The sequence below is a fragment of the Methyloversatilis sp. XJ19-49 genome, from assembly GCF_024580145.1.
Taxonomy (GTDB): Bacteria; Pseudomonadota; Gammaproteobacteria; order Burkholderiales; family Rhodocyclaceae; genus Methyloversatilis.
This window is the reverse complement of sequence record NZ_JANINI010000017.1, coordinates 41,141-65,319: the sequence shown is the minus strand read 5'-3', so window position 1 is coordinate 65,319 and position 24,179 is coordinate 41,141. Positions and strand designations below refer to the sequence as shown.

Annotated in this window: 19 protein-coding genes and 1 tRNA gene; 8 read left to right on the top strand and 12 right to left on the bottom strand. The window is 65.8% G+C overall.

Annotation, left to right across the window (positions count from 1 at the left end; genetic code table 11):
- The first annotated feature begins 198 nt into the window (after positions 1 to 198).
- Positions 199 to 504 (top strand): succinate dehydrogenase, cytochrome b556 subunit, encoded by a 306-nt coding sequence (gene sdhC, locus NMQ16_RS17515; RefSeq protein ID WP_257082249.1) that lies wholly within the window; start codon positions 199 to 201, stop codon positions 502 to 504.
- Between the two features lie 295 nt (positions 505 to 799).
- Here sdhC and NMQ16_RS17510 read toward each other — a convergent pair whose 3' ends face one another.
- On the bottom strand, positions 800 to 1,228 hold the full coding sequence (locus NMQ16_RS17510) for a hypothetical protein (RefSeq protein ID WP_257082248.1): 429 nt from the start codon (positions 1,226 to 1,228) through the stop codon (positions 800 to 802).
- A 411-nt stretch (positions 1,229 to 1,639) separates the two neighbouring features.
- Between NMQ16_RS17510 and NMQ16_RS17505 the strand changes: the two genes are divergently transcribed.
- The 3 genes from NMQ16_RS17505 (at position 1,640) to NMQ16_RS17495 (ending at position 6,470) form a co-directional block, all read left to right on the top strand.
- Complete coding sequence (locus NMQ16_RS17505) at positions 1,640 to 3,475, top strand: hypothetical protein (RefSeq protein WP_257082247.1); 1,836 nt, start codon at positions 1,640 to 1,642, stop codon at positions 3,473 to 3,475.
- 528 nt (positions 3,476 to 4,003) lie between these two features.
- On the top strand, positions 4,004 to 4,204 hold the full coding sequence (locus NMQ16_RS17500; RefSeq protein WP_257082246.1) for a hypothetical protein: 201 nt from the start codon (positions 4,004 to 4,006) through the stop codon (positions 4,202 to 4,204).
- Between the two features lie 160 nt (positions 4,205 to 4,364).
- Positions 4,365 to 6,470, top strand: coding sequence for a copper-translocating P-type ATPase (locus NMQ16_RS17495; RefSeq protein ID WP_373566809.1), 2,106 nt, complete (start codon positions 4,365 to 4,367; stop codon positions 6,468 to 6,470).
- Between the two features lie 59 nt (positions 6,471 to 6,529).
- On the opposite strand, the gene NMQ16_RS17490 is transcribed toward NMQ16_RS17495, so the two are convergent.
- Positions 6,530 to 6,811, bottom strand: coding sequence for a hypothetical protein (locus tag NMQ16_RS17490; protein ID WP_257082243.1), 282 nt, complete (start codon positions 6,809 to 6,811; stop codon positions 6,530 to 6,532).
- Positions 6,812 to 6,878: 67 nt separating this feature from the next.
- On the opposite strand from NMQ16_RS17490, the gene NMQ16_RS17485 reads away from it, so the two are divergent.
- Both NMQ16_RS17485 and NMQ16_RS17480 read left to right on the top strand, forming a co-directional pair.
- On the top strand, positions 6,879 to 7,442 hold the full coding sequence (locus NMQ16_RS17485; protein ID WP_257082242.1) for a hypothetical protein: 564 nt from the start codon (positions 6,879 to 6,881) through the stop codon (positions 7,440 to 7,442).
- Between the two features lie 444 nt (positions 7,443 to 7,886).
- Positions 7,887 to 8,459 (top strand): heme-binding protein, encoded by a 573-nt coding sequence (locus tag NMQ16_RS17480; RefSeq protein WP_257082241.1) that lies wholly within the window; start codon positions 7,887 to 7,889, stop codon positions 8,457 to 8,459.
- Positions 8,460 to 8,534: 75 nt separating this feature from the next.
- Here the strand turns inward: NMQ16_RS17480 and NMQ16_RS17475 are convergent.
- A tRNA-Met gene (locus NMQ16_RS17475) sits at positions 8,535 to 8,611 on the bottom strand.
- Between the two features lie 101 nt (positions 8,612 to 8,712).
- On the opposite strand from NMQ16_RS17475, the gene NMQ16_RS17470 reads away from it, so the two are divergent.
- Positions 8,713 to 9,879: a UbiH/UbiF family hydroxylase gene (locus tag NMQ16_RS17470; RefSeq protein ID WP_257082240.1), complete on the top strand. Its 1,167-nt coding sequence runs from the start codon at positions 8,713 to 8,715 to the stop codon at positions 9,877 to 9,879.
- A gap of 75 nt (positions 9,880 to 9,954) precedes the next feature.
- Positions 9,955 to 10,674 (top strand): DsbC family protein, encoded by a 720-nt coding sequence (locus tag NMQ16_RS17465; RefSeq protein ID WP_257082238.1) that lies wholly within the window; start codon positions 9,955 to 9,957, stop codon positions 10,672 to 10,674.
- A 53-nt stretch (positions 10,675 to 10,727) separates the two neighbouring features.
- Here the strand turns inward: NMQ16_RS17465 and NMQ16_RS17460 are convergent, their stop codons facing one another.
- The 9 genes from NMQ16_RS17460 to NMQ16_RS17420 form a co-directional block, all read right to left on the bottom strand.
- Positions 10,728 to 11,927 carry an acetyl-CoA C-acyltransferase gene (locus NMQ16_RS17460; protein WP_257082237.1) on the bottom strand — a complete coding sequence of 400 codons (1,200 nt, stop codon included), beginning with the start codon at positions 11,925 to 11,927 and terminating at the stop codon, positions 10,728 to 10,730.
- A 10-nt stretch (positions 11,928 to 11,937) separates the two neighbouring features.
- The gene (locus NMQ16_RS17455) at positions 11,938 to 14,337 is read right to left on the bottom strand and encodes a 3-hydroxyacyl-CoA dehydrogenase/enoyl-CoA hydratase family protein (protein ID WP_257082236.1); all 2,400 of its coding nucleotides are present in this window, start codon (positions 14,335 to 14,337) and stop codon (positions 11,938 to 11,940) included.
- A gap of 106 nt (positions 14,338 to 14,443) precedes the next feature.
- Positions 14,444 to 15,736: an OmpP1/FadL family transporter gene (locus NMQ16_RS17450; RefSeq protein WP_257082235.1), complete on the bottom strand. Its 1,293-nt coding sequence runs from the start codon at positions 15,734 to 15,736 to the stop codon at positions 14,444 to 14,446.
- Positions 15,737 to 15,820: 84 nt separating this feature from the next.
- On the bottom strand, positions 15,821 to 16,216 hold the full coding sequence (locus tag NMQ16_RS17445; protein ID WP_257082234.1) for an acyl-CoA thioesterase: 396 nt from the start codon (positions 16,214 to 16,216) through the stop codon (positions 15,821 to 15,823).
- A 22-nt stretch (positions 16,217 to 16,238) separates the two neighbouring features.
- Entirely contained in the window at positions 16,239 to 18,191 is a 1,953-nt protein-coding gene (locus tag NMQ16_RS17440) for a 3-hydroxyacyl-CoA dehydrogenase NAD-binding domain-containing protein (protein WP_257082233.1), read from the bottom strand.
- A complete protein-coding gene (locus tag NMQ16_RS17435; protein WP_257082232.1) occupies positions 18,188 to 19,471 on the bottom strand; it encodes an acetyl-CoA C-acetyltransferase in 1,284 nt (427 codons plus the stop codon). The genes NMQ16_RS17440 and NMQ16_RS17435 overlap by 4 nt, the downstream gene beginning before the upstream one ends.
- Positions 19,471 to 21,951 carry an acyl-CoA dehydrogenase gene (locus tag NMQ16_RS17430; RefSeq protein WP_257082272.1) on the bottom strand — a complete coding sequence of 827 codons (2,481 nt, stop codon included), beginning with the start codon at positions 21,949 to 21,951 and terminating at the stop codon, positions 19,471 to 19,473. Before NMQ16_RS17430 ends, NMQ16_RS17435 begins: the two co-directional genes overlap by 1 nt.
- 68 nt (positions 21,952 to 22,019) lie before the next feature.
- Positions 22,020 to 22,703 carry a TetR/AcrR family transcriptional regulator gene (locus NMQ16_RS17425; RefSeq protein ID WP_257082231.1) on the bottom strand — a complete coding sequence of 228 codons (684 nt, stop codon included), beginning with the start codon at positions 22,701 to 22,703 and terminating at the stop codon, positions 22,020 to 22,022.
- 89 nt (positions 22,704 to 22,792) lie between these two features.
- Positions 22,793 to 24,043, bottom strand: coding sequence for a DUF4010 domain-containing protein (locus NMQ16_RS17420; protein WP_257082230.1), 1,251 nt, complete (start codon positions 24,041 to 24,043; stop codon positions 22,793 to 22,795).
- Positions 24,044 to 24,179: the final 136 nt, after the last annotated feature.

Genomic DNA, 24,179 nt, shown 5'->3' with positions numbered 1-24,179 from the left:
CAGAGCTCGCACCGCGGGGAAGCAGATCGCATGCGTTCCCCTCCATACAAATGGACCAGGCAGCGTGGCCTAGCGTTGTGCTTCTCGCGTCGGTATGCCGGCCGTCCAGACCTGAAGCACCTGTATCGGTGAATCGCGTCGAACCAGACCCACCTCGATTGACCATCCTGCCGTCTTGGCCCGTGCGACCGATGCCTCATGGAGGCAAGCATGCAATCTCCATTCCGCGACGCGCCGAAATCCCTGAATATCTTCCGTATCCGATTCCCGATCGGCGCGATCGCATCGATCGGGCACCGAATCTCGGGCGTGCTGCTGTTGTTCGGTCTTCCCGTGCTCGCACTGGTGCTCGACCGTTCGCTCGCCAGCGAAGCCGCGTTCGAGTCGCAGCGCGAAGCGGTCGATACGCCATGGTCGGGGGGTGCTGCTGCTCGCCCTGACATGGGCCGCCGCGCCTCACGTGCTCGCCGGCGTGCGCAAGCGGGTCATGAATATCGGCATTGACAAGAAAAATGCCAAGGCATATGACAGTGGGTGTGCAGTGAGTCTTACGGCGATCGATGGCGTGATTACCGCGACGAAAACGATACTCGCTGAAAGTCTTTCAGGGCCAACGGTCGTCGCTTCTGCAGCGCACGGCAAGCGCCGACGAGAGCGCCGCATGATACCGAGTGCTTAGGGCCTGAATAGCGCCATCGTGGGCTCGACGCCCTGTGCGATGGTCCGACGCTTTCAGACGTAGTTCAGCGCAGTTCGGCACGGCGCCCCATTGCCGCGCCGCTCGTCTACGGCATCCTTCTCACGGTTTTGCCGGCGTCTGCGGAAGACGATCGATCATCATCTGCATCATGTTCTGCATCATGTCCATGCGGTGCTCCATCATGTTCTGGCGATGGCCCATGGTGGTCGGATTTTTGGAATCAGCCATGCCGCCCATACCCGTCATCATGCCCATGCCTTCATGCATCATCTTCATGTGCTCGCCCATCAACGAATTACGTTCTTCGGGCGTTTTGGCGTTCATCATCTTCCCATGCATATCCTGCATGGCCTTCATGTGGTTCGCCATCCGGGCCATCTCCGGCGATGTCTTGCCGGGCATGGACTTGGAAGCGTCAGCAGAGCCCTTTGCGTGATGTCCCTCGTGGTGATCGTGCTCGGCGGCCCAACTGTGCGCACCGATGGCAGAGAGGGCCAGGGCAAGGGAAAGATTGCGGATGTTTTTCATGGGGGACCTCAAGGAAAAAATTAAGCAGCTGGCGGTCAATCGCGATCGCGATGAGTGTGCAGAAACCAGACGCTGGCGTTGCACGTCATTTCACTGATCGAACGCGGTACGGGTCTGTGCCGAACGAGAGGTGGACGCCGATCGCCGGCAAACGTGGCGTAGATGTCGGCGTCAACTTGGCGACCTTTTCCGGCACTCGCACATTTGGTTTCAATCGTCCACGCTGCACCTGCCGGGAGAGGGTGTCCGTTCGTTGCCGCACGCCACGGTCGCTCACCTTGCGGGTCGTCGTGTCGATTGTGGAATCGGTGGGCCGGCGCACCGACAGCCGCGGTGCAACGGGTATTTTCTTGAATCGCCTTGACTCGCTGTGTGCCGATGGTCAATCGCCAACGCGCTCCGCCTGAGGACATGACCGCCGACAACACCAAAAACGCTAACTTGCGACAGCTCCCTCGTGAGGCGCGCCGCAGCTCAGTCGACATGCTCAACAGTGCTTGCTTCTGCTTGAGCCTCGACGGGAAGGCGCTGGCGCATGCCCTCGATCTGGAACTGGGCCAGCCCGGGCTGGCCGAGATGGTCCGGCAGCGCTCGCCGTTTCTCTTCGCAGCCCTGCCCGTATTCGTTGCGACGCCGCAGCTGCATCGAATGGCACAGGTGATGGAGGCCGTTGAGTCGGTGGTGGCGCTTCCGGCCTACAGGGAGCAGGTGCTGGGCGCGGCGCCAGCCATCGCACGGCTGGGGGCGCGCGGGCCGCTAGGTGCTTTCTTCGGCTATGACTTCCATCTGAGCCAAGGGCATCTCGGACTGATCGAAATCAACACCAACGCTGGCGGGGCCATGCTCAACGCCGTGCTGGCACGAGCGCAGCGTGCCTGCTGCGCGGCAGTCGATTCAATGGTGCCGACACTGGCCAGCGTCATTTTTTTCGAGCAGCAGATCGTCGCCATGTTCCGGCATGAGTGGGCGTTGGCGCATGAGACGAGCTGCTTGTCCGCAAGCACGCAAGCACTGGCCAGCATCGCCATCGTCGACGTGGCACCCCAGGATCAGTACCTCTACCCCGAGTTCCTGTTGTTCCAGCAATTGTTCGAACGCCATGGCCTGCGAACGGTAATCGCCGATCCGGCTGCGCTCGAATGGCGCGATGGCATGCTGTGGCACGGCGACCTGGCCATTGATCTGGTCTATAACCGCTTGACCGATTTCTACCTCGAGCAGCCGGGCAGCGCTGCACTGCGTGAAGCGTACCTGCAGCATGCCGTGGTGCTGACACCGCACCCGCAGGCCCATGCGCTGTACGCCGACAAGCGGCTCCTCGCGCTGTTCAGCGACGCTGCGCGACTGCAAGCCCTAGGCGTACCGCATGCCACGCAGCAAATACTGCTCGAGCACGTGCCGCACACCGAGGTGGTGGATGCCGGCGATGCGCAGCGCTTGTGGGACGCGCGCCGCAGTCTGTTCTTCAAACCCGTTGCCGGCTTCGGCGGCCGCGCGGCCTATCGGGGAGACAAGCTGACGAAGCGGGTCTGGCATGACATCCTGGCGGGTGAATACGTAGCCCAGGCCATCGTTGCGCCAGGGGAACGGGTGATCGACGACCCGCGAGCGGCGGAGGCACAGCGGGCCCCCAAGGCCATGAAGTACGACCTTCGCGCCTACGCTTACAACGGCGCAGTACAGTGGGTGGCGGCCCGGATGTACCAGGGACAGACCACCAACTTCCGCACGCCGGGTGGTGGCTTTGCGCCGGTGTACAGCTCGCCCGATGCTTCAGGCCGGTCGGTGCAGGCCTGCACCGGTACTGCCGGAGCCGACGAGGCTGCGCATGCTTCCTATGTTTTCCTGCTCGACGAAAGCAGGGGTGTCCATGCGGTCCCCCACGCCTTGTACGTTGCACTGGTGCGCGGCGAGGCGAAGCTTGATGCCATGGCGGGACAGACCTTGCGTCTCGCCATCTGGTACGTGAATCTGAAAGACGATGCCCCGGATAGCGTCGTCAACGAGACGTACAGCCTAGTAGGTTTCGACGCGCAAGGACGCATCGATCCGGCGCACGCGGCCATCGCAGCGCAAAAACACGCCACCACGCTCGAAAACGCCGTTTGGCCCACCGCTGCCGAACGAGGTCAAATCAGGGAACTGCTTTTTGCCGATGCCGGGACGTCCGATGCATCCCCGACAGCAGCGAAAACCGGCATCACTGAATCTGATTGCCTGCACAGGTCCGCAGACAGCACCGGATGAATGTGTCGGTGACCGATGCATCCATTGCCTGCAAGGCATCCCATGTGCGGCGTTTGCCGTGAGCCGAGATTCGCCGACACATCGCCCCGACCTGCCGGCGGTGAAAAGCATGTCCGAACACGTCGTCCGGCGCGGGCTGAATCACGCGTGCATGTCAGCCCGCCGTCCACCGACCTTCGCTCACGGACGAATCGCGATGATCAATTTTCCGCTGAGTGCCGATACATCGATGGATCGCACCGGATGTTGAGGCGGCGCCGTGCACCTTTGTCCGGCGACATCAGGAATTGACCCCCGGCTGTTGTTCAACCGGTTTGGGTTTCAGTGTTCGTACTGACACGCTCAGCCAAGCCAGCGTGCCGGGGTTCAGCCCAGGGCGAAAGCCTGCCGCGATGGCGGCCGACGCGCCCGGCGGCGGGTGACAGATCGGGTTGCGTTCGCCTCCGTACAGATGGACCCGGCGGCGCGGCCTAGCGTTGCGCTCCTGACGTCGTGTTCGACACGACCGATTTCGAAGGAGGAAACCTCATGAAATTCAGATTCGAACGTGCAATGGCGGCGGCCCTCGCACTGGTTACCGGCCAGGTGCTCGGGCAGGACGGGCACATGATGAACGGAAGCGGGTGGACGGGCGGGTGGATGGGCGGTTACGGCGGAATGTGGATTCCAGTCCTTCTGGCCGTGATCGTCGGATTGCTGGTGTGGATTGTGATGCGAAAGCAGAAGTGACTTCTGTGCCCGTTCGACATACCGCCTGCGCGCAAGCCTGATCATGGTCACGGAGGCACTGCGCCCGGACGGTCAGCACGGTCAAGACACAATCCTTGCCCAGCCCGTGCATGGCGAAACGGACACGGCCGGAGCGCCAGGCGCGGTTTACACCTGTCCCATGCATCCGGAGATCCGCCAGGATCAGCCGGGTGATTGTCCGAAGTGCGGCATGTCGCTGGAACCCGTGCTGCCCGCCGTGGGCGAGGACGACAACAAGGCATTCGAGGACTTCCAGCGACGCTTCTACTGGACCCTGCCGCTGACTGTGGTCGTCTTCGTGCTGGCGATGTTCGGGCACCGTCTGGCGCTGTTCGACCGGGGCACGCAGAACTGGATCGAGCTTGCCTTCACCGCGCCCGTGGTGCTTTGGGCCGGCTGGCCATTCTTCGTGCGCGGCGTGCAGTCCATCGCTCACCGCAGTCCCAACATGTGGACGCTGATCAGCCTGGGAACGGGCTCGGCCTTCGTCTACAGCGTGATCGCCACCGTTACGCCACAGGTGTTCCCGGCGTCGTTCGTCTCGATGGGACATGTAGCCGTGTACTTCGAGGCTGCAGCAGTGATCATTTCGCTGACGCTGCTCGGGCAGATGCTGGAAGGCAGGGCCCGCTCGCAAACCTCGGCTGCCATCAAATCGCTGCTCGGGCTGGCGCCAAAGACGGCGCGTCGTCTGGCCGACGATGGCACGGAGCACGACGTGCCCCTGGCCGACGTGCATGCCGGCGATCGGCTGCGTGTGCGACCGGGTGAGAAGGTGCCGGTGGACGGTGAGGTACTCGAAGGTGGCAGCGCGGTCGACGAGTCGATGCTCACCGGCGAACCCATGCCGGTCACCAAGGCGCCCGGCGACAAGCTGATCGGCGCTACGCTCAACACCAGCGGCGCACTGGTGATGCGCGCCGACAAGGTGGGTGCGCAGACCGTCCTGGCAGGCATCGTGCAGATGGTCGCGCAAGCCCAGCGCTCGCGCGCCCCAATGCAGCGCATGGCCGACCAGGTGGCCGGCTACTTCGTTGTCAGTGTCGTCGCCATCGCACTCCTGACCTTCTTCGCCTGGGGCTTCCTCGGTCCTTCGTCGGCCGGTGAATCGAGCTGGGTCTATGGACTGATCAATGCGGTCGCTGTGCTCATCGTGGCCTGCCCATGCGCCCTGGGGCTGGCCACACCGATGTCGATCATGGTCGCCACCGGCAAGGCCGCCACCCAGGGCGTGCTGTTCCGCGACGCCGCGGCGATCGAGAACTTCCGCAAAGTGGACACGCTGATCGTCGACAAGACCGGCACGCTGACCGAGGGCAGGCCGCGCTTCGACCGCGTGGTTGCCAGCCCCGGATTCACCGAGGACGAGGTGCTGCGGCTGGCGGCCAGCCTCGACCAGGCCAGCGAACACCCGTTGGCGCATGCCATCGTGGCGGCAGCCCTGGAGCGCAAGCTCTCGCTCGACCAGGCCGAAGACTTCGAGTCGGGCACCGGCATCGGCGTGCGCGGTACCGTAGATGGCAAGGCGCTGGCGCTGGGCAACACAGCGCTGATGGAACAGATCGGCGTGGCCGTCGACAGCCTGAAGGACCGGGCCGAGGCGCTGCGCGCCGAAGGTGCCAGCGTGATTGCGCTGGCCGTCGAGGGCCGGCTGGCCGGTTTGCTGGCCGTGTCCGACCCGGTAAAGGCCAGCACCGCAGAAGCCCTGGCGGCACTGAGGGACGCTGGCCTGCGCGTGATCATGGCCACCGGCGACGGCCTGACCACGGCGCAGGCCATCGCGTCACGGCTGGGCATCGACGAAGTGCATGGTGGGGTCAAGCCCGCCGACAAGCTGGCGTTGGTAAGCAAGCTGCAAGGCGAAGGCCGCATCGTGGCGATGGCGGGCGACGGCATCAACGATGCACCCGCGCTGGCCAAGGCCGACGTCGGCGTAGCGATGGGCACGGGCACCGACGTCGCCATGAACAGCGCACAGGTGACGCTGGTCAAGGGCGATCTTCGCGGCATTGCACAGGCCCGCATCATCTCGAACGAAACGGTGGCGAACATGAAGCAGAACCTCGCCTTCGCCTTCGTCTACAACGCGCTGGGTATTCCGCTGGCCGCCGGCGTGCTGTACCCGCTCACCGGCTGGCTGCTGTCGCCGATGATCGCGGCATTGGCGATGAGCCTGAGTTCGGTGTCGGTGATCGGCAACGCGTTGCGGCTCAGACATTCGGGCAAGACTGCCGTCGGCGACTGACTGCGCAGGCAGTCCGTCGTGCCCGATTCGCCGCTCAGGCTATCGAATGAGAACAGACCCTAGCCTGCCATGACCAGTCGATGCATCCAGTCGAGCAACACGGTCGGCAGCATCGACAGCTTCGCAAGCAACGCGTACTGGCGGGCACCGAAGACGCCGGGCAGTTGTCCGGCGGCATGTCGATCCACGGTCAGGCAAAAGGGTGTGATGCCCTGCAGCTTCGCCTCGACGATCGAACCCCGCATGTCTTCGTCGCCGTAACGCCCCTCTTCGACATCGACACTTTTAGGTTTGCCGTCGGACAGCAGGAGCAGCAAACGTTGCGACGCGGGCTCGCGCATCAGCGTCGCGCTGGCATGGCGGATCGCAGCCCCTGCGCGGGTGAAGTGTTCGGGTTCGAGCGCTGCGATGCGCGTGGCGACCGGGGCTTCCGTACGGTTCGTCGAAGCGATTGAAGGTGCGCACAGTGACCGACTGCGGACCGTGACCGGAAAACGCCTGCACAGCGTACGGCTCACCCATCGCACCCAGGGCAATGCACACCAAGAGCAGCGCCTCGCGTTCGACATCGATGACGCGGCGGCCGCTGGACACCCATCCGTCGGTCGACCCGCTTACATCGACGAGCAGCAGGATGGCCATGTCGCGCTTCGTACGCTTCTGCGAGCGGTACAGCGCCTGCGTCATCGGATGCCCGGCGTGCAGGTCGGCCCGCGCATCGATGCAGGCCTCCAGATCGAGTTCATCGCCATCGAATTGCCGGCGCAGAGCGTGCTTTGCGCGCGCAGCATTTCGAAGCGGTGCCGGATCGCATCCAGCATCGATCGGTGCTCGGCCAGGCCTGGTTATCCACCTTGCTTACCCAGTCGAGAAATGAGACAGATCGGCAATCTCGACATCGGTCAGGTCCTGCTTGGACATCAACCGCCGGTGCGCTGCTCGTCGCAGAACTTCGCCGGGTCCTTCGTGTAGGTCTTCAGGTACTCGGAGCCGCGGTGCTGCGCAATCTTCGTCAGATCGGGGCGTAGTAGGCCCTCTCGCTGACGGCGATCCAGGCGGCGTATGCGATGCCTGTCGCCGTGAAGCCAAGTACGACATGGCTGAAGATCCTGATGCCGTTGCAAGCAGTCATGGACGTGGCCATGCAACGTCGATCAACGGCAGAGAGGCAATCGATACGCAGAACATGACACGATGCGGCTCACGCGGCTTGTTGTCGTCCGTTCGGTAACGCACTACGTGGTTGCGCTGGATGCTCAATCATGGAACTCCCGGTGAAACGAATCGGCCTCAGCCTCACGCACACAACGAGGGCCCGCTCCGATGCATTCCGTTCCGCCCTTCGTCGTGCCAACCCGGCGCGTCCCCGCCTGGGGCAGGCTGCTGGTCTCGACACTTTTGCTGATCGGCCTTTCCATGCCACTCCACGCCACGGAAGAACCCGAATACCAGGTCGTCCGCACACTCGCCGATTTCGAGGTGCGGCAGTACGTCGACTATTCGGTGGCCGAGGTCGTGGTACCCGGACCCGCGGACGAAGCGGGCAGCCAGGCCTTCCCGATTCTGGCGGGATACATCTTCGGCAAGAACAAGGGCGAGAAGAAGTTCGCGATGACCGCACCGGTCACGCAGGCCCCGGCGTCCGTGAAACTGCCGATGACCGCTCCGGTCACCCAGACCGCGTCGCAAGCCGGCTTCCTCGTGCAGTTCGTGCTGCCCAAGGGCGTGACGGCAGCCGACGCACCGGAACCCCTCGATGCGCGCATCCAGCTGCGCGACGTATCGCCAGGTCAGGTGGCCGTCATCCGCTACTCGGGCTTCTGGTCAGAATCGAACTACACCGAGCATCTGGGCAAACTGCAGTCAGCATTGCGCGCCGCCGACATGGCTTGGACCGGCGACCCGGTGTTCTCGCGCTACGACGCGCCATTCAAACCCTGGTTCATGCGGCGCAATGAAATCTGGCTTTACCTGTCGTCGCCGCAATGAGGTTTGCGGATGAACAAGCCCGACACCGGAAAACAAAAGGCCAGCCCCGAAAGGCTGGCCTGAATGTCTGAAACCTGGTGGTGATGGGGGGACTTGAACCCTCGACCTACGGATTATGAATCCGTCGCTCTAACCAGCTGAGCTACATCACCCTTTGAAAGGCCGTGGATTGTCGTGGAGCGACCGGCTCTTGTCAAGAATGGCGGCCCGGCCGGACAATCGCGGGTCTTTCATCCGTGCGGTCACTTTCGCGATGCAGCAGGATTTCAAGTTCGACGTGGTCATCGTTGGCGCCGGCCTGCCCGGGCTGGCGCTGTGTGCGGCGCTGCGCCGGGCGCAGCTGTCGGTGGCGCTGGTCGAGGGACGGATGCCGGAGTGGCCGGTCGGGAGCTGGGACCCGCGGGTGTATGCGGTCAGCCCGTCGAGCGCGGCTTTTCTGGAATCGGTGGGCGCCTGGGCGCATCTGGATCATGCGCGGATGCAGCCGCTCGCCCGCATTGAGGTGTTCGGCGACCGCGGTGCGCGGCTCGACTTTTCGGCGTTCGATGTCGGCGTGGGTGAGCTGGCGTGGATTGCCGAATCGAGCCTGATCGCGCGCGAGCTGTGGGAGGGCGTGAAGCGGCAGGCCAATTCCACCTTGCTGTGCCCGGCGCGGCCGGCGACGCTGACGCACGAACGCGGCCGCTCGCGGCTGACGCTGGAAGATGGCCGCACGCTCGATGCCGCACTGGTGGTCGGCGCCGATGGCGTCAATTCATGGGTGCGCACGCAGGTCGGGCTGGACGCGCGCTTCACCGATTACAACGAACTGGGCGTGATCGCCAATTTCCGCTGCGAAGAGCCGCATCTGGGCTGCGCCTGGCAATGGTTCAGGCCGGATGGCGTGCTGGCTTTCCTGCCGCTGCCGGATCAGCACATGTCCATGGTGTGGTCGGCGCCCGAAGCCAGGGGTCGCGAACTGTTGCAACATGACGCGGCGACACTGGCGATCGAGGTTGCGGCCGCGGGCGATCATGTTCTCGGCGCACTCGAGCTGGTGACGCCGGCAGCCGGTTTTCCGCTGCGCCTGATGCAGGTACCGAAGGTGATCGCACCGGGCGTGGCGCTGGTCGGCGATGCGGCGCATGCCATCCACCCGTTGTCGGGTCACGGCGTAAATCTGGGTTTTGCCGACGTCCGCGTGCTCGCCAGCGTGCTGGCCGACACCAATCGCAGCGTGCTGGGCGACGTGCGCGTGCTGCGCCGCTACGAGCGCAAGCGGGCCGAAGAGGTGCAGGCGCTGCAACTGACGACGCATGCACTGCACGAACTGTTCCGCCCGGCGTGGCCGGCGCTGGCCTGGCTCAGGAATACCGGGCTGAACCTGACACAGGGCATGCCTGTCCTACGCAATGCGCTGGTACGCTACGCGCTCGGTTAATTGGCGCACGAAACAACACACGCACTGAATCTGGCCCATCGGGGCCGCCAACACAGCGCCCCAACAGGAGTTTTCATGTCCATCAAGCACACCGCCGCACTGATGTGCGCGCTCGCCGCCGCATCGGTCGCCTTCGCGGGTCCGGTTGAAGATTCGATCAAGACCGCCGTCGAAACCGCCATCGGCAACGGCTCAAAGGTCGAAGGCGTCACCAAGACGCCTTACCTCGGCCTGTATGAGGTCCGCATCGGCGGCGAAATCCTGTACACCGACGAGAAGGCGAATTACCTCATCCTGGGCGAAATCCTTGACGCGAAGTCGCGCCAGAACATCACGCAGCAGCGGGTGAATCAGCTGTCAGGCATCAACTTCGCCGAACTGCCGCTCGAGCTCGCGATCAAGCAGGTACGGGGCAGCGGCAAGCGGGTCATCGCCACCTTCGAAGACCCGAACTGCGGCTACTGCAAGAAGTTGGCGAAGGAACTGCTGACGATGGACAACGTGACCGTCTACACCTTCCTGACGCCGGTGCTCGGCCCGGATTCGGTCAAGAAGTCGGAAGCGATCTGGTGCTCGCCCGACCGCGTGAAGGCGTGGAGTGACTGGATGACCACGAATGTTGCGCCGGCATCGGCGGCCGCATCGTGCGACATGGCCGGCTTCCAGAAAGCAGCGGCGCTGGGCGAGAAGTACCGCGTACGCGGTACGCCGACCATCTTCCTCAGCACGGGCGAGCGTATTCCGGGTTATGTGCCGGTCGCGCAACTCGAAAAGCGCCTGGCCGGCATCAAGTAAGGCTGATCGGGACCGGCATGGCGCCGGTTCCGACCCTCTGCGCTGACGCGCGCTCACATCTTCTCGAATATCCCCGCGGCGCCCATGCCGGTGCCGATGCACATCGTCACCATGCCGGTACGCGCCTCGCCGCGCTGCATGGCGGCAATGACGGTCGCGGTGCGGATGGCGCCGGTGGCACCCAGCGGGTGACCGAGCGCGATGGCGCCGCCAATCGGATTCACCTTCGCCGGATCCAGCCCCAGCGTGCGCATCACCGCCAGCGCCTGCGCCGCGAAGGCTTCGTTCAGTTCGATCCAGTCGATGTCGTCCTGCGCGAGGCCGGCCAGCTTGAGCGCCTTCGGGATCGCCTCGACCGGGCCGATGCCCATGATTTCCGGCGGCACGCCGGCCACCGCGAAGCTGCGGAATCGCGCGATCGGCACGGCACCGGTGCGCTGCATGGCGGCTTCAGACATCAGCAGCACGGCCGCCGCGCCATCCGACATCTGCGAACTGTTGCCGGCGGTCACCGAGCCGCGTGCCGAAAACGCTGGACGCAGCTTCGCCAGCGCTTCCGCGCTGGAATCGGCGCGCGGACCTTCGTCGGTGTCGAAAACGCGCTCGGTCAGGCGCACCGTGTTGCTCGCGAGATCGGGCAGGTGGCTGCGCACGGTGTAGGGCAGCACCTCGTCGCGGAAGCGGCCGGCGGCGATCGCGGCCAGTGCCTTGTGGTGCGACGCCAGCGCGAAGGCGTCCTGGTCCTCGCGCGACACCTTGTATTGCTGCACCACCTTTTCCGCGGTGAGCCCCATGCCGTAGGCGATGGCGACGTGCTCGTCCGACTCGAAGGCGCGCGGATTCACGGTGACCTTGTTGCCCATCATGGTCGGCATGACGGTCATCGATTCGGTGCCGGCGCCGATGGCGATGTCGCACTGGCCGGTCATGATCTTCATCGCCGCATCGGCCACGGCATTCAGGCCGCTGGCGCAGAAACGGTTCACCGTGATGCCCGGCACCGACACCGGAAAGCCGGCCAGCAGCACGCCGATGCGCGCCACATTCATGCCCTGCTCCGCTTCCGGCATCGCGCAGCCGACAACCACGTCGCCGATGTCGTTCAGGTCGAAGGCCGGCACGGCGTCGACCGTGCCGCGCAGCACGTGCGCCAGCATGTCGTCCGGCCGCACATGGCGGAAGGCACCGTTCTTGCGCGCCACGGCCGTGCGTTTTGCGGCGACGATGTAGGCATCCTGGATCTGTCGTGTCATGACTGTCTCCTCAGTTCCGCAAGGGTTTGCCGGTGTCCATCATGTGCGCGATGCGCGCCTGGGTTTCGGGCGTTCGCAGCAGCGCGACGAATTCCGCGCGTTCGACTTCGAGCAGCCACTGTTCGCTCACACGCGAGCCGGTTTCGATTTCGCCGCCGCACAGCGCCACGGCTGCGGCACGCGCCACGCGATAGTCGTGCGCCGAAATCAGGCCGCCCTCGCGCATGTTCACCAGCATCATTTCCAGCGTGGCGATGCCGCTGCGTCCGGCCACCATGATGTTCGACGCCTGCAGCGCCGGCCGCCAGGCGCTGTCCGCCATGGCGATGGCGTTGCGACGCGCGACATGCAGCAATTCGTGCGCATGCATCACGACCACGTCATCGGACTTGAGCAGGCCCAGTTCCTGCGCGTGGCGCGCGCTTTTCGACACATTCGCCATGGCGATGGTCTGGAACACCGACTGCAGGAAATTCATCGGGTCCTTCGTCGCCGATGCCTCGGCCGCCCGCGCGGCGCGCAATGCAAATTCCTTGCAGCCGCCGCCGGCCGGAATCAGCCCGACACCCGCTTCGACCAGCCCGATGTAACTTTCCAGCGCCACCACGGCGCGCGGCGAATGCATGACGAATTCGCAGCCGCCGCCCAGCGCCATGTTCTGCACCGCCGCGACGACCGGGACCTGCGCGTGCTTGATCGCCTGCGACGCCTGCTGGAAGTCGTTGATGACGCCATCCAGCGCCTTGAAGTCGCCGGCCTCGAGAACCGGGCGGATCTGCTTCAGGTTGGCGCCGACCGAGAACGGCCCCTGCGGCTGCCAGATGACCAGTGCATCGAAGTCGCGCTCGGCGCGGGCGATGGCTTCGCGCACGCCTTCGAGCACCTTCGGGCCGATGGCCGACATGCGGCTCTTGAACGACAGCACCGGGGCGCGCGCGCCATCGGCGTCATCCAGCGTCCACAGCCGCACCTCGTCGCCTTCCCAGATCGTGTGCGTGGCACGCGGCATCTCGCCTAGCACGAGTTCCGGAAACAGCTGGCGCGCATGAGCCGGCAAGGATGCACGCGGCAGCAGCGTGGCGGCCGACGCTGACCACGATCCGGCGGCCTCATGCGCCGCGTGGCGCTCGAACACCCAGGCGGGCAACGGAGCTTCACTCATGGTGCGACCGGCGGCGATGTCCTCGCGCAGCCAGCCGGAAACCTGCTGCCAACCGGCGGCCTGCCAGGTTTCGAATGGTCCGGCCTGCCAGCCGAAGCCCCAGCGCATCGCGAAATCGACGTCGCGCGCACAGTGGGCGATGTCGCCCAGATGCACGGCGACGTAATGGAACACGTCACGGAAGACGGACCACAGGAACTGCGCCTGCGGATGCGCCGACGCACGCAGCGCTGCCAGCTTCATCTGCGGATCGCGCTCGGCCAGGATGACCTGCACCTCCTCGGCCACGGCGCCGGCCGCATCGCGGTAATCCTGCGTCGCCAGATCCAGCACCTTGATCTGCCGACCGTCCTTGCGATACACGCCGGCCTTCGTCTTCTGGCCCAGCGCGCCCCGGCCGACCAGCGCGGAGAGCCAGGCCGGCGCGGTGTAGTAGCGGTGCCACGGGTCGGCCGGCAGGTGGTCGGTCATCGTTTTCACGACGTGCAGCAAGGTGTCCAGCCCGACCACGTCGGAAGTGCGATAGGTGGCCGACTTCGGCCGGCCGATCGCCGGGCCGGTCAGCGCGTCGACCTCGTCGAAACCCAGGCCGAGGCGTTCGGTGTGGTGCATCGCCGCCAGCATCGAAAACACGCCGACGCGGTTGGCGACGAAGTTCGGCGTGTCGAGCGCGCGCACCACGCTTTTGCCCAGCGTCGTCGTCAGGAAGGTTTCCAGCGCGTCGAGCAGGGCCGCGTCGGTCGCGCGCGACGGAATCAGTTCGACCAGTGACATGTAGCGCGGCGGATTGAAGAAGTGCACGCCGCAGAAGCGGCTGCGCAGGCTATCCGGGCAACCGTCGGCCAGTGCGTTGATCGACAGGCCCGACGTGTTGCTGGCGAAGATGGCGTCGGGGCGCAGATGCGGCGCCACTTTCGCGTACAGGCCGTGCTTCCAGTCCATGCGTTCGGCAATGGCTTCGATCACCAGATCGCACTCGCCCAGCCGCGCGAGGTCGCGGTCGTAGTTGGCGATGTCGATCAGCGCCAGCCGGTCGGCAGTAGCCAGCGGCGCCGGTTCGAGCTTTTTCAGGCCGTCGAGCGCGCGCCTGACGATGCCGTCCGGGTCGCCTTCCTTCGCGGCAAGGTCGAACAGCACGACCGATACATTCGCGTTGGCGCAGTGCGCGGCAATCTGCGCACCCATGACGCCGGCACCGAGCACGGCGACACGACGGATCCGGAACTGAAGGGGGATGGGACGGGACATGGCGGTCTCCCGGAAGCGGAACGCCGGCCGCCAAATGCGGCCGGATCACCGAAAAGACAGAAGCGGCAAGACGGCCAGCGCCTTGCGGACGCCGGCCGGTGCGGCATCAGAAGGTCTGGTTGTACTGCACCGACAGCAGGTCGGCGCTGGTGTCGAACTTGCCGCGAATGATCTGGCCGGTTGGCGTGGTGCCGACGATGGTGCGCCGGTCGATGCCTTCGCGGTCGAAGAAGATGTGCGCGTAGCCGACATCGATGGTCGATTTCGGCGACAGCGCGTAGCGCGCCCCGATCGCCACCCAGTAGCGGTCGCTGTCAGGCAGCGTCAGCGTGCGTGTCGTTTCGTCATGCACCGGCGACTTGTCGAACGCAACGCCGAAACGCAGCTTCAGCGCCTCGGTGTACTTGTAGGCAGCGCCGTAACCGATGCGCCAACTGTCGCGGAAGTCATACTCCGGATTGGTCAGGCGCGCACCGGTCGTGTCATTGCGCACGTCGAGCGACTTGAAGGACGACCAGCCGGTCCACGTGTAGTCGCCCATGGCTTCCCAGCGGTCGGTGATCTGATGATGCACGGCAACCGAAAAGGTATCGGGCAGTTCGATCCTCGCGAAAGCCGGCGTCACACCGGTCGCCGGACCGGCTTCGGTCGCGGTCGCCTCGCCCTTGAGCCGGAAGTCGATCTTCGAGCGATACGACAGGCCGACGCGCATTGCCGGCGTGACCTGATACATCAGGCCGACGTTGAATCCCATCGCCGTGTCGTCGGCTTCGAGCCGGTTGCGTGCATTGGGAAGGAAGGGTGATACCGGCAACTGCTGCTGGATGTCGCCTTCGAGTTTGACGAAGCTGATGCCGGCGCCGATCGACAACTGGTCATTGACGCGCCAGGCCACCGACGGATTGATGTTCAGCGCCTTCAGGTCGACATAGTTGCCCTGGAAGCGGCCAAGGAAGGTGGTGTTGTAGTCGGTCTTGTTGCCGAAGGTGGCCGACACGCCGACTCCGATGCGGAAGCGGTCATTGATCGCGTAACTGTAGTACCCGGCCGGAATCAGCGACATGCCGCCGCCCTCACCACCCTCATCGCCGAGCGGGAACGGGCCCAGCGCATTCGAACCACGGTCGTCGAACTTCAGCGACCGGTGCAGCAGCGTGCCGGCGACCGAAATGCTGTGCCCCATCGGCAGATAGGTCATGCCGGCCGGATTGAAGTAGATCGTGCTGGCGTCGTCCGCGACCGCGGCAGCGCCGGCAAATGCGGTGGCGGTACCGGCACCGTTCTGGTTCTGCACCGCAAAGCCGGCCGCCATGGCCTGACCGGACACCGTCAGTCCGATCAGCACGGCCAGACGTGCAAACGGCAGATCGGAACCTGCAAATTTGTTGTGTGATGACATTTCAGCTCCTCGCCTCGTTATGCGTTGCCCTGCCCCGCTTCACCGCTGAAGTGGGGCTGGATTGACCGTACAGCGCTGTAACGGTCAATCTTTCGGAATATTCAACTTCTGCCCTTCTTCGCCCACTGCAACATAGGTCAACGTCGCCTCCGCCACTTTCTTTATCTGTATGTTTTCGTAACCCGTTTCCGCATAGACCGTCACATCGACGGTGATCGAGGTGGTGCCGACCCGCGCCACCGACGCATAGAAGGACACGAGGTACTGGGTGGTGATCGGCTGCAGGAACACGAAGGAATTGACCGCCACCGTCACCACGCGCGAGCGGGTGCGGCGCATCGCCGCGATCGAACCGGCCACATCGACCTGCGACATGACCCAGCCGCCGAATATGTCGCCCGCCGCGTTGAGGTCGCGCGGCATCGGCAGCAGGCGCAACGCGGGTTGGTCATCGGGCAGGGTCTGTACGGAATCATTCATGGATCGATGCTCAAAAAAGGGTTCAGTGAGGTTTCAGGCGCACATGGTGCAGCGGGCCGCCGGTCCAGGGCGCGAAGCCGGCGCCGAAGATCAGGCCGGCGTCGGCCAGATCGGCATCGGCGACCACCTGCTGTTCGACGCAGCGCCGCGTGACGGCGACCAGCGGTGCAACGAGGCGTTCGGTCAGTCCGTCGGGCACGGAAGATACCGCACCACGTTGAGGTTTGCCCTCGGCCCACTCGTAGAAGCCGCTGCCGGTCTTGCGCCCGAGCTGGCCGGCATCGACATGGCGCTGCAGGCAGGCAGGCGCCTGCGCGCTGCCGGCCAGCCGCGCACCGGCCGCCAGTGCGATGTCGAGCCCGACGGTATCGATCAGTTCGACCGGCCCCATGGCCATGCCGAAATCCTGTGCCGCGCGGTCAACCACTTCGGGTGCGATGCCTTCATCGACGCACTTCATCGCTTCCAGCATGTAGGGGCCGAGCACCGCATTGACCAGGAAACCGGGACTGCTGGCCACCGGCAGCGCCAATTTGTCGAGCGCGCCGACGAAGGCCGCGGCGCGTTGCACGGTCAGCGGATCGCTGGCCGTACCGCTCACCACTTCGACCAGCGGCATCTGCGCCACCGGATTGAAGAAATGGATGCCCACCAGGCGCGACGGCGTGCGCAGGCAGGCAGCGATGTCTTCGATGCGCAGGCTGGAGGTGTTGGTGGCGATCAGCGCATCGGGCTTCGCGCGCCGCTCGATGTCACGAAACAGCGCCTGCTTCGCGTCGAGGTCTTCGTAGATGGCTTCGATGATGACGTCAGCCCCCGCGATACCCGCGCCGGTCACGTCCGGCACCAGCCGGTCGAGCGCGGCGCGCAGACCGCGCCGGTCGCGCCGGAACTTGCGGCCCCACGCCTTCGCTGCGCGCTGCAGCGCCGGGGCGATGCGTTCGGCGCTGCTGTCCTGCAGCGTCACGCGGAAACCGCGCAGCGCGCACCAGGCGGCGATGTCGCCCCCCATGACACCGGCGCCGACCACATGCACGTGCCGGACCTCCGGGAGTACGACGCCCTCCGGCTTGCCGAAGCCGCGCAGGCGCTCGCGCAGGTGATAGACGCGCTGCAGGTTGGCAGTGGTCGGATGGGCCACCAGTGCGCCCATCGAAGACGGATGCCCTTCCGGCACGGCCAGCGCATTGCCGCCGAAATCACGCCACATGTCGATGATGGCGTACGGCGCCGGGTAGTGCCGGCGACTGGCGCGCTTCGCCACGCCGGCCAGCGCCTTCTTCGCCACCACACTGCGCAGCGGCCCGGACAGCAGGCGCTGCAGCAGCGGCAGCGGCTTGCGCGGCGCGCCCGACAGCACGGCGGCCGCCGCATGCTCGCGCATCAGCCGCGCCGGGGCGATGTCGTCGACCAGACCGAGCGATTTAGCACGGCGCACGTCGAGCGCACGGCCGGTCAGCATCATGTCCAGCGCCGCCGGTGCGCCGATGCGGGCCGGCAGGCGCAGCATGCCGCCCCAGCCGGGCACGATGCCCAGCATCACTTCGGGCAGCGAAAAGCGGGTGCCGGGTTCGTCCACCGCGACGATGCGGTCGCAGGCCAGCGCCAGTTCGGTGCCGCCGCCGACGCAGAAGCCGCGCACCAGCGCACAGGTCGGATAGCGCACGCCCGCCAGCCGGTTGAACAGGTTCCAGCCGCGTTCTATCAGCGCCCGCGCGCCGGCCAGATCGCTCACCTGTCCGAATTCGGCGATGTCGGCGCCGGCGATGAAGCCGCTTGCCTTGCCGGACTGGATCACCAGCCCACGCGGCGGCGCGGCGTCCAATGTGTCGAGCACACCGGCCAGTTCGCGCATGACTTCGCCGGACAGCGTATTCACGCTTTGGCCAGCCCGGTCGAAAGTGAGCCAGGAGATGCCTTCGGCGTCGTGCTCGAGGCGCCAGTGCTCTAGCCCTTGCGTCATTTCGGCGCTCACGTCGTTTCCACCAGCATGGCGCCACCCTGACCGCCGCCGATGCAAATGGCCGCGATGCCGCGACCGCCGCCCTGCCGGCGCAGCACGTGCAGCAGATGCAGCACGATGCGCGCACCGCTGGCGCCGACCGGGTGACCGATCGCGATGGCACCGCCGTCGACATTGAGCCGGCGTTCGTCGAGCGCACCCAGCGCGCCGGGCAGACCCAGTTCGGTGCGGCAGTAGTCGTCGCTTTTCCACGCCTCGATGCAGCCGATGACCTGGGCGGCGAAGGCTTCGTTGATTTCCCAGGCATCGAGATCGTTCAGCCCGAGACCGTGCCGCTGCAGGATGGGTGTGGCGGCATGCACCGGCCCGAGTCCCATCTGTGCCGGATCCAGTCCGGCCCAGTCGGTGTCGACGATGCGGCCGAGCGGCGTCAGGCCGTGTTCCTCCACCGCCCTGCGCGACGCCAGCAGCAGCCAGGCCGCACCGTCGGTCACCTGGGAACTGTTGCCGGCCGTGATGTGGCCGTGAGCGCGATCGAACACCGGGCGCAGCTTTGCCAGCCGCGGCACCGACGAATCGCGCCGCATGCCGTCGTCCTCCATATATATACGTCCACCGGCATCGGCGATCGGTACGATTTCATCGAAATGGCCGGCGTCGAGCGCGGCGGCCGTGCGCTGATGCGAGCGCATGGCGTGGAAATCCATCTGCGTGCGGCTGATGCCGAAGCGCGCGGCGAGGTTTTCGGCGGTCTGCCCCATATTGATGCCGATGACCGGATCGGTCAGGCCTTTCAGCAGTCCGATGACCGGCACCAGCATGCCCGGGCGGAATGTCGTCAGCAGTTGCGCCCGCGCGCCGAAGCTTCTGGCCGCGTACCACTGCGACAGCCAGCGCACCATGGCGTCGGAATACAGAAGGTGAGCGCGCGACAGCGCATCGACGCCGCCCGCCAGCAGCAGATCGGCGCGTCCGAGCCGGATGTTGGCAATGCCCGAATCGAGTGCCTGCATGCCGCTGGCGCAGTTGCGCATCACGGTCCAGCCCGGCACGCGGTCGCCGCAGCCCAGGCGCAGCGCGGCGATGCGGCCGATGTTCGCTTCGTCGGCCGAAGGGGCGGCACAACCGAGGATGACTTCGTCGAGCTGATCCGGCCGGAAACGCTGGCGCGACAGCAGCGCGTTGCCGGCGGCCACCGCGAGGTCGGCCGCGGCGAACGGGCCGGGCGCGTTGCGCGACTTCAGGAAGGGCGTGCGCGCGCCATCGACCACGAAAACGTCGGGTGAGGTCATCAGGCGGCGATCGCGGTGACGTTGTGCGATTCGGCCGGCGGTGCGCTTGCCGCATCGACACCGAAATCCTGCGGAAAGTCGTCCACCCGGACGACCCGGTCACGCAAGGTGTCGCGCCGACGGATCAGCGCGAATTCGGCGTCGTCGATCAGGCCGGCGTCGAACGCCGCCTGCATCAGGCCGGCACCGCGCGCCTGCAGCAGGCCTTTCTTCTGCGCCGCACGCACGCGCGCCTCGATGGCTTCCGCGGCAATCGTCGCGTTCAGCGCATGTTCGATGACGCCGACCGGATCGTGCTCGTCATCCGGGATGTACATGCCGGCGGTCAGCCGGTCGCGTGTTGCCGATGGTTCGATCAGCAGCTTCGCCACCTCGCCGCCGAGCCGGTCCGACGGCACGACGTAAGGCCGGCCGAGCGGGAAGATGAGCCGGCGCAGCAGGATGGCGATGGCGCGGTTCGGGAAGTTGGACATCACGCCTTCGAACGCGGTCTGGGCATGGAACATGGCGTCCCACATGGCCCAGTGCATCAGCGGCGCGTCGGCCGCCTGCCGGCCATCGGCTTCGTAGCGCTTCAATGTGGCTGAGCACAGGTACATCTGCGAAAGGATGTCGCCCAGCCGCGCCGACAGCTTTTCCTTGCGCTTCAGATCGCCCCCCATGGTGAGCATCGCGGCATCCGAAATGAACGCGAAGGCGGTCGAGAAGCGCGTGAGCTGCTGGTAGTAGCGACGTGTTTCCGGCGCCACGCCGCTCGGCACGCCGACCCAGTGCGAACCGGTCAGACCGGTCACCAGCGCGCGTATCGCATTGCTCGCGGTGTAGCCGATGTGGGAAAACAGCGCATCGTCGAATTCCGCGAGTACCGCCGGCGTATCGTCGGCCAGCGCGGCGCGCATTTCGCGCAGCACGTACGGATGGCAGCGGATGGCGCCCTGGCCGAAGATGATCAGGCTGCGCGTCAGGATGTTCGCGCCCTCGACCGTGATGCCGATCGGGATCTGCTGGTAGGCGCGGCCGAGGAAGTTCGACGGACCCAGGCAGATGCCCTTGCCGCCGAGGATGTCCATCCCGTCATTGACGACGACGCGCGCGCGCTCGGTGATGTGGTACTTCACGATGGCCGACACCACCGACGGCTTTTCGCCCAGATCGATCGCGCCAGCGGTCATGCGGCGGGCGGCGTCCATCATGTACAGATGGCCACCGATGCGGGCCAGCGGCTCCTGGATGCCTTCGAAGCGGCCGATTGCCGTCTTGAACTGGCTGCGCACGCGCGCATAGCCGCCGACCGTGCGGGCCGTGAGCTTGGCCATGCCGGTGTTCGACGCCGGCAGCGAAATCGAGCGACCGGCGGCGAGACACTCCATCAGCATGCGCCAGCCCTGACCGGCCATCGCCGGGCCGCCGATGATCCAGTCCAGCGGCATGAACACATCCTTGCCCCAGTTCGGTCCGTTCTGGAACACCGCGTTCAGCGGGAAGTGGCGGCGGCCGATTTCCACGCCCGGGTGATCGGTCGGAATCAGCGCGCAGGTGATGCCGATGTCTTCCGTGTCGCCCAACAGGTGGTCCGGGTCGTACAGCCGGAACGCCAGGCCGAGCAGCGTCGCCACCGGGCCCAGCGTGATGTAGCGCTTGTCCCAGGTGACGCGCATGCCCAGCACTTCGCGACCCTGGTATTCGCCCCTGCAGATGATGCCGAAGTCCGGAATCGACGCCGCGTCCGACCCGGCCTGCGGGCTGGTGAGTGCGAAACACGGAATCTCCAGCCCCCTGGCCAGGCGCGGCAGATAGTGATCCTTCTGCGCGTCGGTGCCGTAATGCAGCAGCAGTTCGGCCGGGCCGAGCGAGTTGGGCACCATCACTGTGACCGCCGAGGCGGAGCAGCGGGTCGACAGCTTGGTCACGATCTGCGAATGCGCCCACGCCGAGAACTGCTTGCCGCCGTACTGCTTCGGAATGATGAGACCAAGGAAACCGGCGTCCTTGATGTATTGCCAGGCTTGAGGCGGCAGGTCCTTCAGTTCGTGCGAAATGGTCCAGTCGTCGGACAGGCGGCACAGCTGTTCGACCTCGTTGTCGAGGAAGGCCTGCTCTTCCGCGCTCAGCGTCGGTTCCGGATAGGCGTGCAGCACCTTCCAGTCCGGGTGGCCGCGGAACAGCTCGCCCTCCCACCACACGGTGCCGGCCTCCAGCGCGATGCGCTCGGTGTCGGACATCGGCGGAAGAATGTTGCGATAGACGTTCAGCAGCGGTTTCGAAATGACCGCACGGCGCAGCGCGGTCACGTTCAGCAGCAACGCCGGCATGCCGGCGAGCAGCGCGATCGCGACATTCACCGCGGTCGGCCAGTCGAAATGCAGGCTGGCCGCCGCCAGCCACGCGGCTGCGGCCGCGGTGCACACGAGCAGCGGCGCGCGCAGGTAGCCGAGCAGAACGATGCCCAGCGGCACCAGCAGCAACAGTATCCAGGTCATCATGCTTTTCTCCTCCGGTGCTTCGCTTCGGTGCACGGGCCGTCGTTCGACCGCTGCACCCTGTTCCGCTATGTCGTGTTGTCCGTGCCCTGTCCGGCCGGCAGTGGCGCCCGCAGGCCACCGAGCAGGAAGCTCATCAGGCGCGGTCGCATGCGCTGCATGGCATCCGGTTCATCGATGCGCACGCCGGTCAGCACCTGCAGCGAATCGATGCCCGACACCGCGTACGACATGGCGCCGAGCATGAAATGCAGGCGCCACAGGATTTCCTCGACCGGCACTGTCGGCAGCGCACGACAGAATGCGTCACGGTAACGGCCGATCACCGGCGCGTATTCGGTGGCGAGATATTCGCGCACCGTCGGTGACGGTTCGGTGAAGGTGCGGCCGAGCAGCTGCATGAATTCGCGCCCGGCAGCACTGCCCGACGCCAGATCGAGCGAACTGCTGAAGAACGCATCGACGATGCGGTGGGGCTTCACCGGCTGATCGCCGGCTTCGGCCTCGGCCGCATCGAGTGCCTGCATGCGCTGTGCGTTCAACGGCTGCAGGTGACGCTTCAGCACCTCGCGCACCAGCACGTCCTTCGAACCGAAGTGGTAGTTCACCGCCGCAAGATTGACGCCGGCGTCGCCGGTGATCATGCGCATCGATGTCGCCTCGAAACCGTGCGCCACGAACAGGGCCTGCGCCGCATCGAGAATGCGGTTGCGGGTTTCATGCGCGGTCAGCGAGGTGCGACGGACATCCATGCCTGCACAGCCTTCATTCAAACGTTCGTTTAAATTCTAGCCGGGAAAGCGCCGCTGTCAAGCATGTTGACCACCGATGCGTGCGGACATCAGCCTCCGCGCAGCAGCCAGACCGTCCACGCTGCGCCCACCGACAGCAGCACACCGGGCACAACCTGACCGGCGAACGCCCGGTCGCCGGCTGTGGCGGCGACGACGGTCTTGCTGATCGCATTGGTGGTGAAACCGATCAGGATGGGTAGCACCGCCTGAGTCGCCTCGATCTTGCCCGAGGCATGGAGGGCGGCGACCGCTGCCGCAGACGAATGTGCGTCGGCGAAACCGGCCAGGCCCACGGCCAGGTTCAGGCCGGCATTGCCGAAGTATTCACGCAGCAGTGAAGTCAGCAGCAGCATGCCGCCCATCGTGACGGCGAACAGCACGGCAATGCGCGGATTGAAGGCGCGGCCGGGCGGCACGGTCTCGCCCTCCATGGCATGCACACTGCGCCACGCGACCAGCAGACCGTACGCCAGTGCAGCAACGCCGGCCGCCAGCAGCGGCAGCGCCATTTCGCGCAGTACGGCGGTACTGGTCACGGCGAGCAGCAGCACCAGTTGCAGCACGGTCGCCAGCGACGACAGCACGGCCCCCGACACGGCGCCGGCGCGCAACGCGGGGGTGCGCACGGCCTGTGCGCCCATCGCCGCGATGGTGGCGGTGCTCGACACGAAGCCCGATGCGAAGCCGGCGAAAGACAGGCCGAGCGCCGGTCCGGCGGCGCGCAGTGCGATGTGGCCGCAGGCGTTGATGGCCATCATCAGCACGGCCAGCGTCCACAAGGTGCGCGGATTGATCGCATCGAACGGATCAACCGTGCGATCGGGCGTCAGCGGCAGGATGACCAGCGCCGCGGCAGCCAGCAGCAGGGCGTCGTGCAGTTCCTGCTCCGACATGACACGCACGACGAAGCGGTGCAGGTGGCTGCGCGCGGCCAGCATGATGGCCACCAGCACGCCGATGCCGGTCGCCAGCGGCGCATCGACCTGCGCCAGCGCACCGAGCGTAAACGTCAGCAGCAGCGCGATTTCCGTCGTCAGGCCGGGATCGACGTCGGCTGACTTGCGGTACGACACCACGGCCAGCAGCCCGACCCCGGCCGCCAGCACCGCCAGGGTCAGGCCGCCGCCGAGCAGCATGGCCAGCGCGCCGAGCAATGCGGCCAGTGTGAAGGTGCGCAGACCGGCTGCAGCACGCGCCGGGCCTTCGCCCTTGCGTCGCTCGCGCTCCATGCCGATCAGCAGGCCGATGCCGAGCGCGGCGGCAAGGCCGATCAGTCTGGGATCAACGGATTCGGACATGCCTCAACGATACGCGGGTAGGCGGCACCGACGCTCATCCGGTGCGATCCGGATGAATGATCGGGTGCATTGATTGCATGGCGGATGCTCCATCGCGGTGCGTAAAGGCACCCCTAAGCCCCGATCCGGAAAGGAC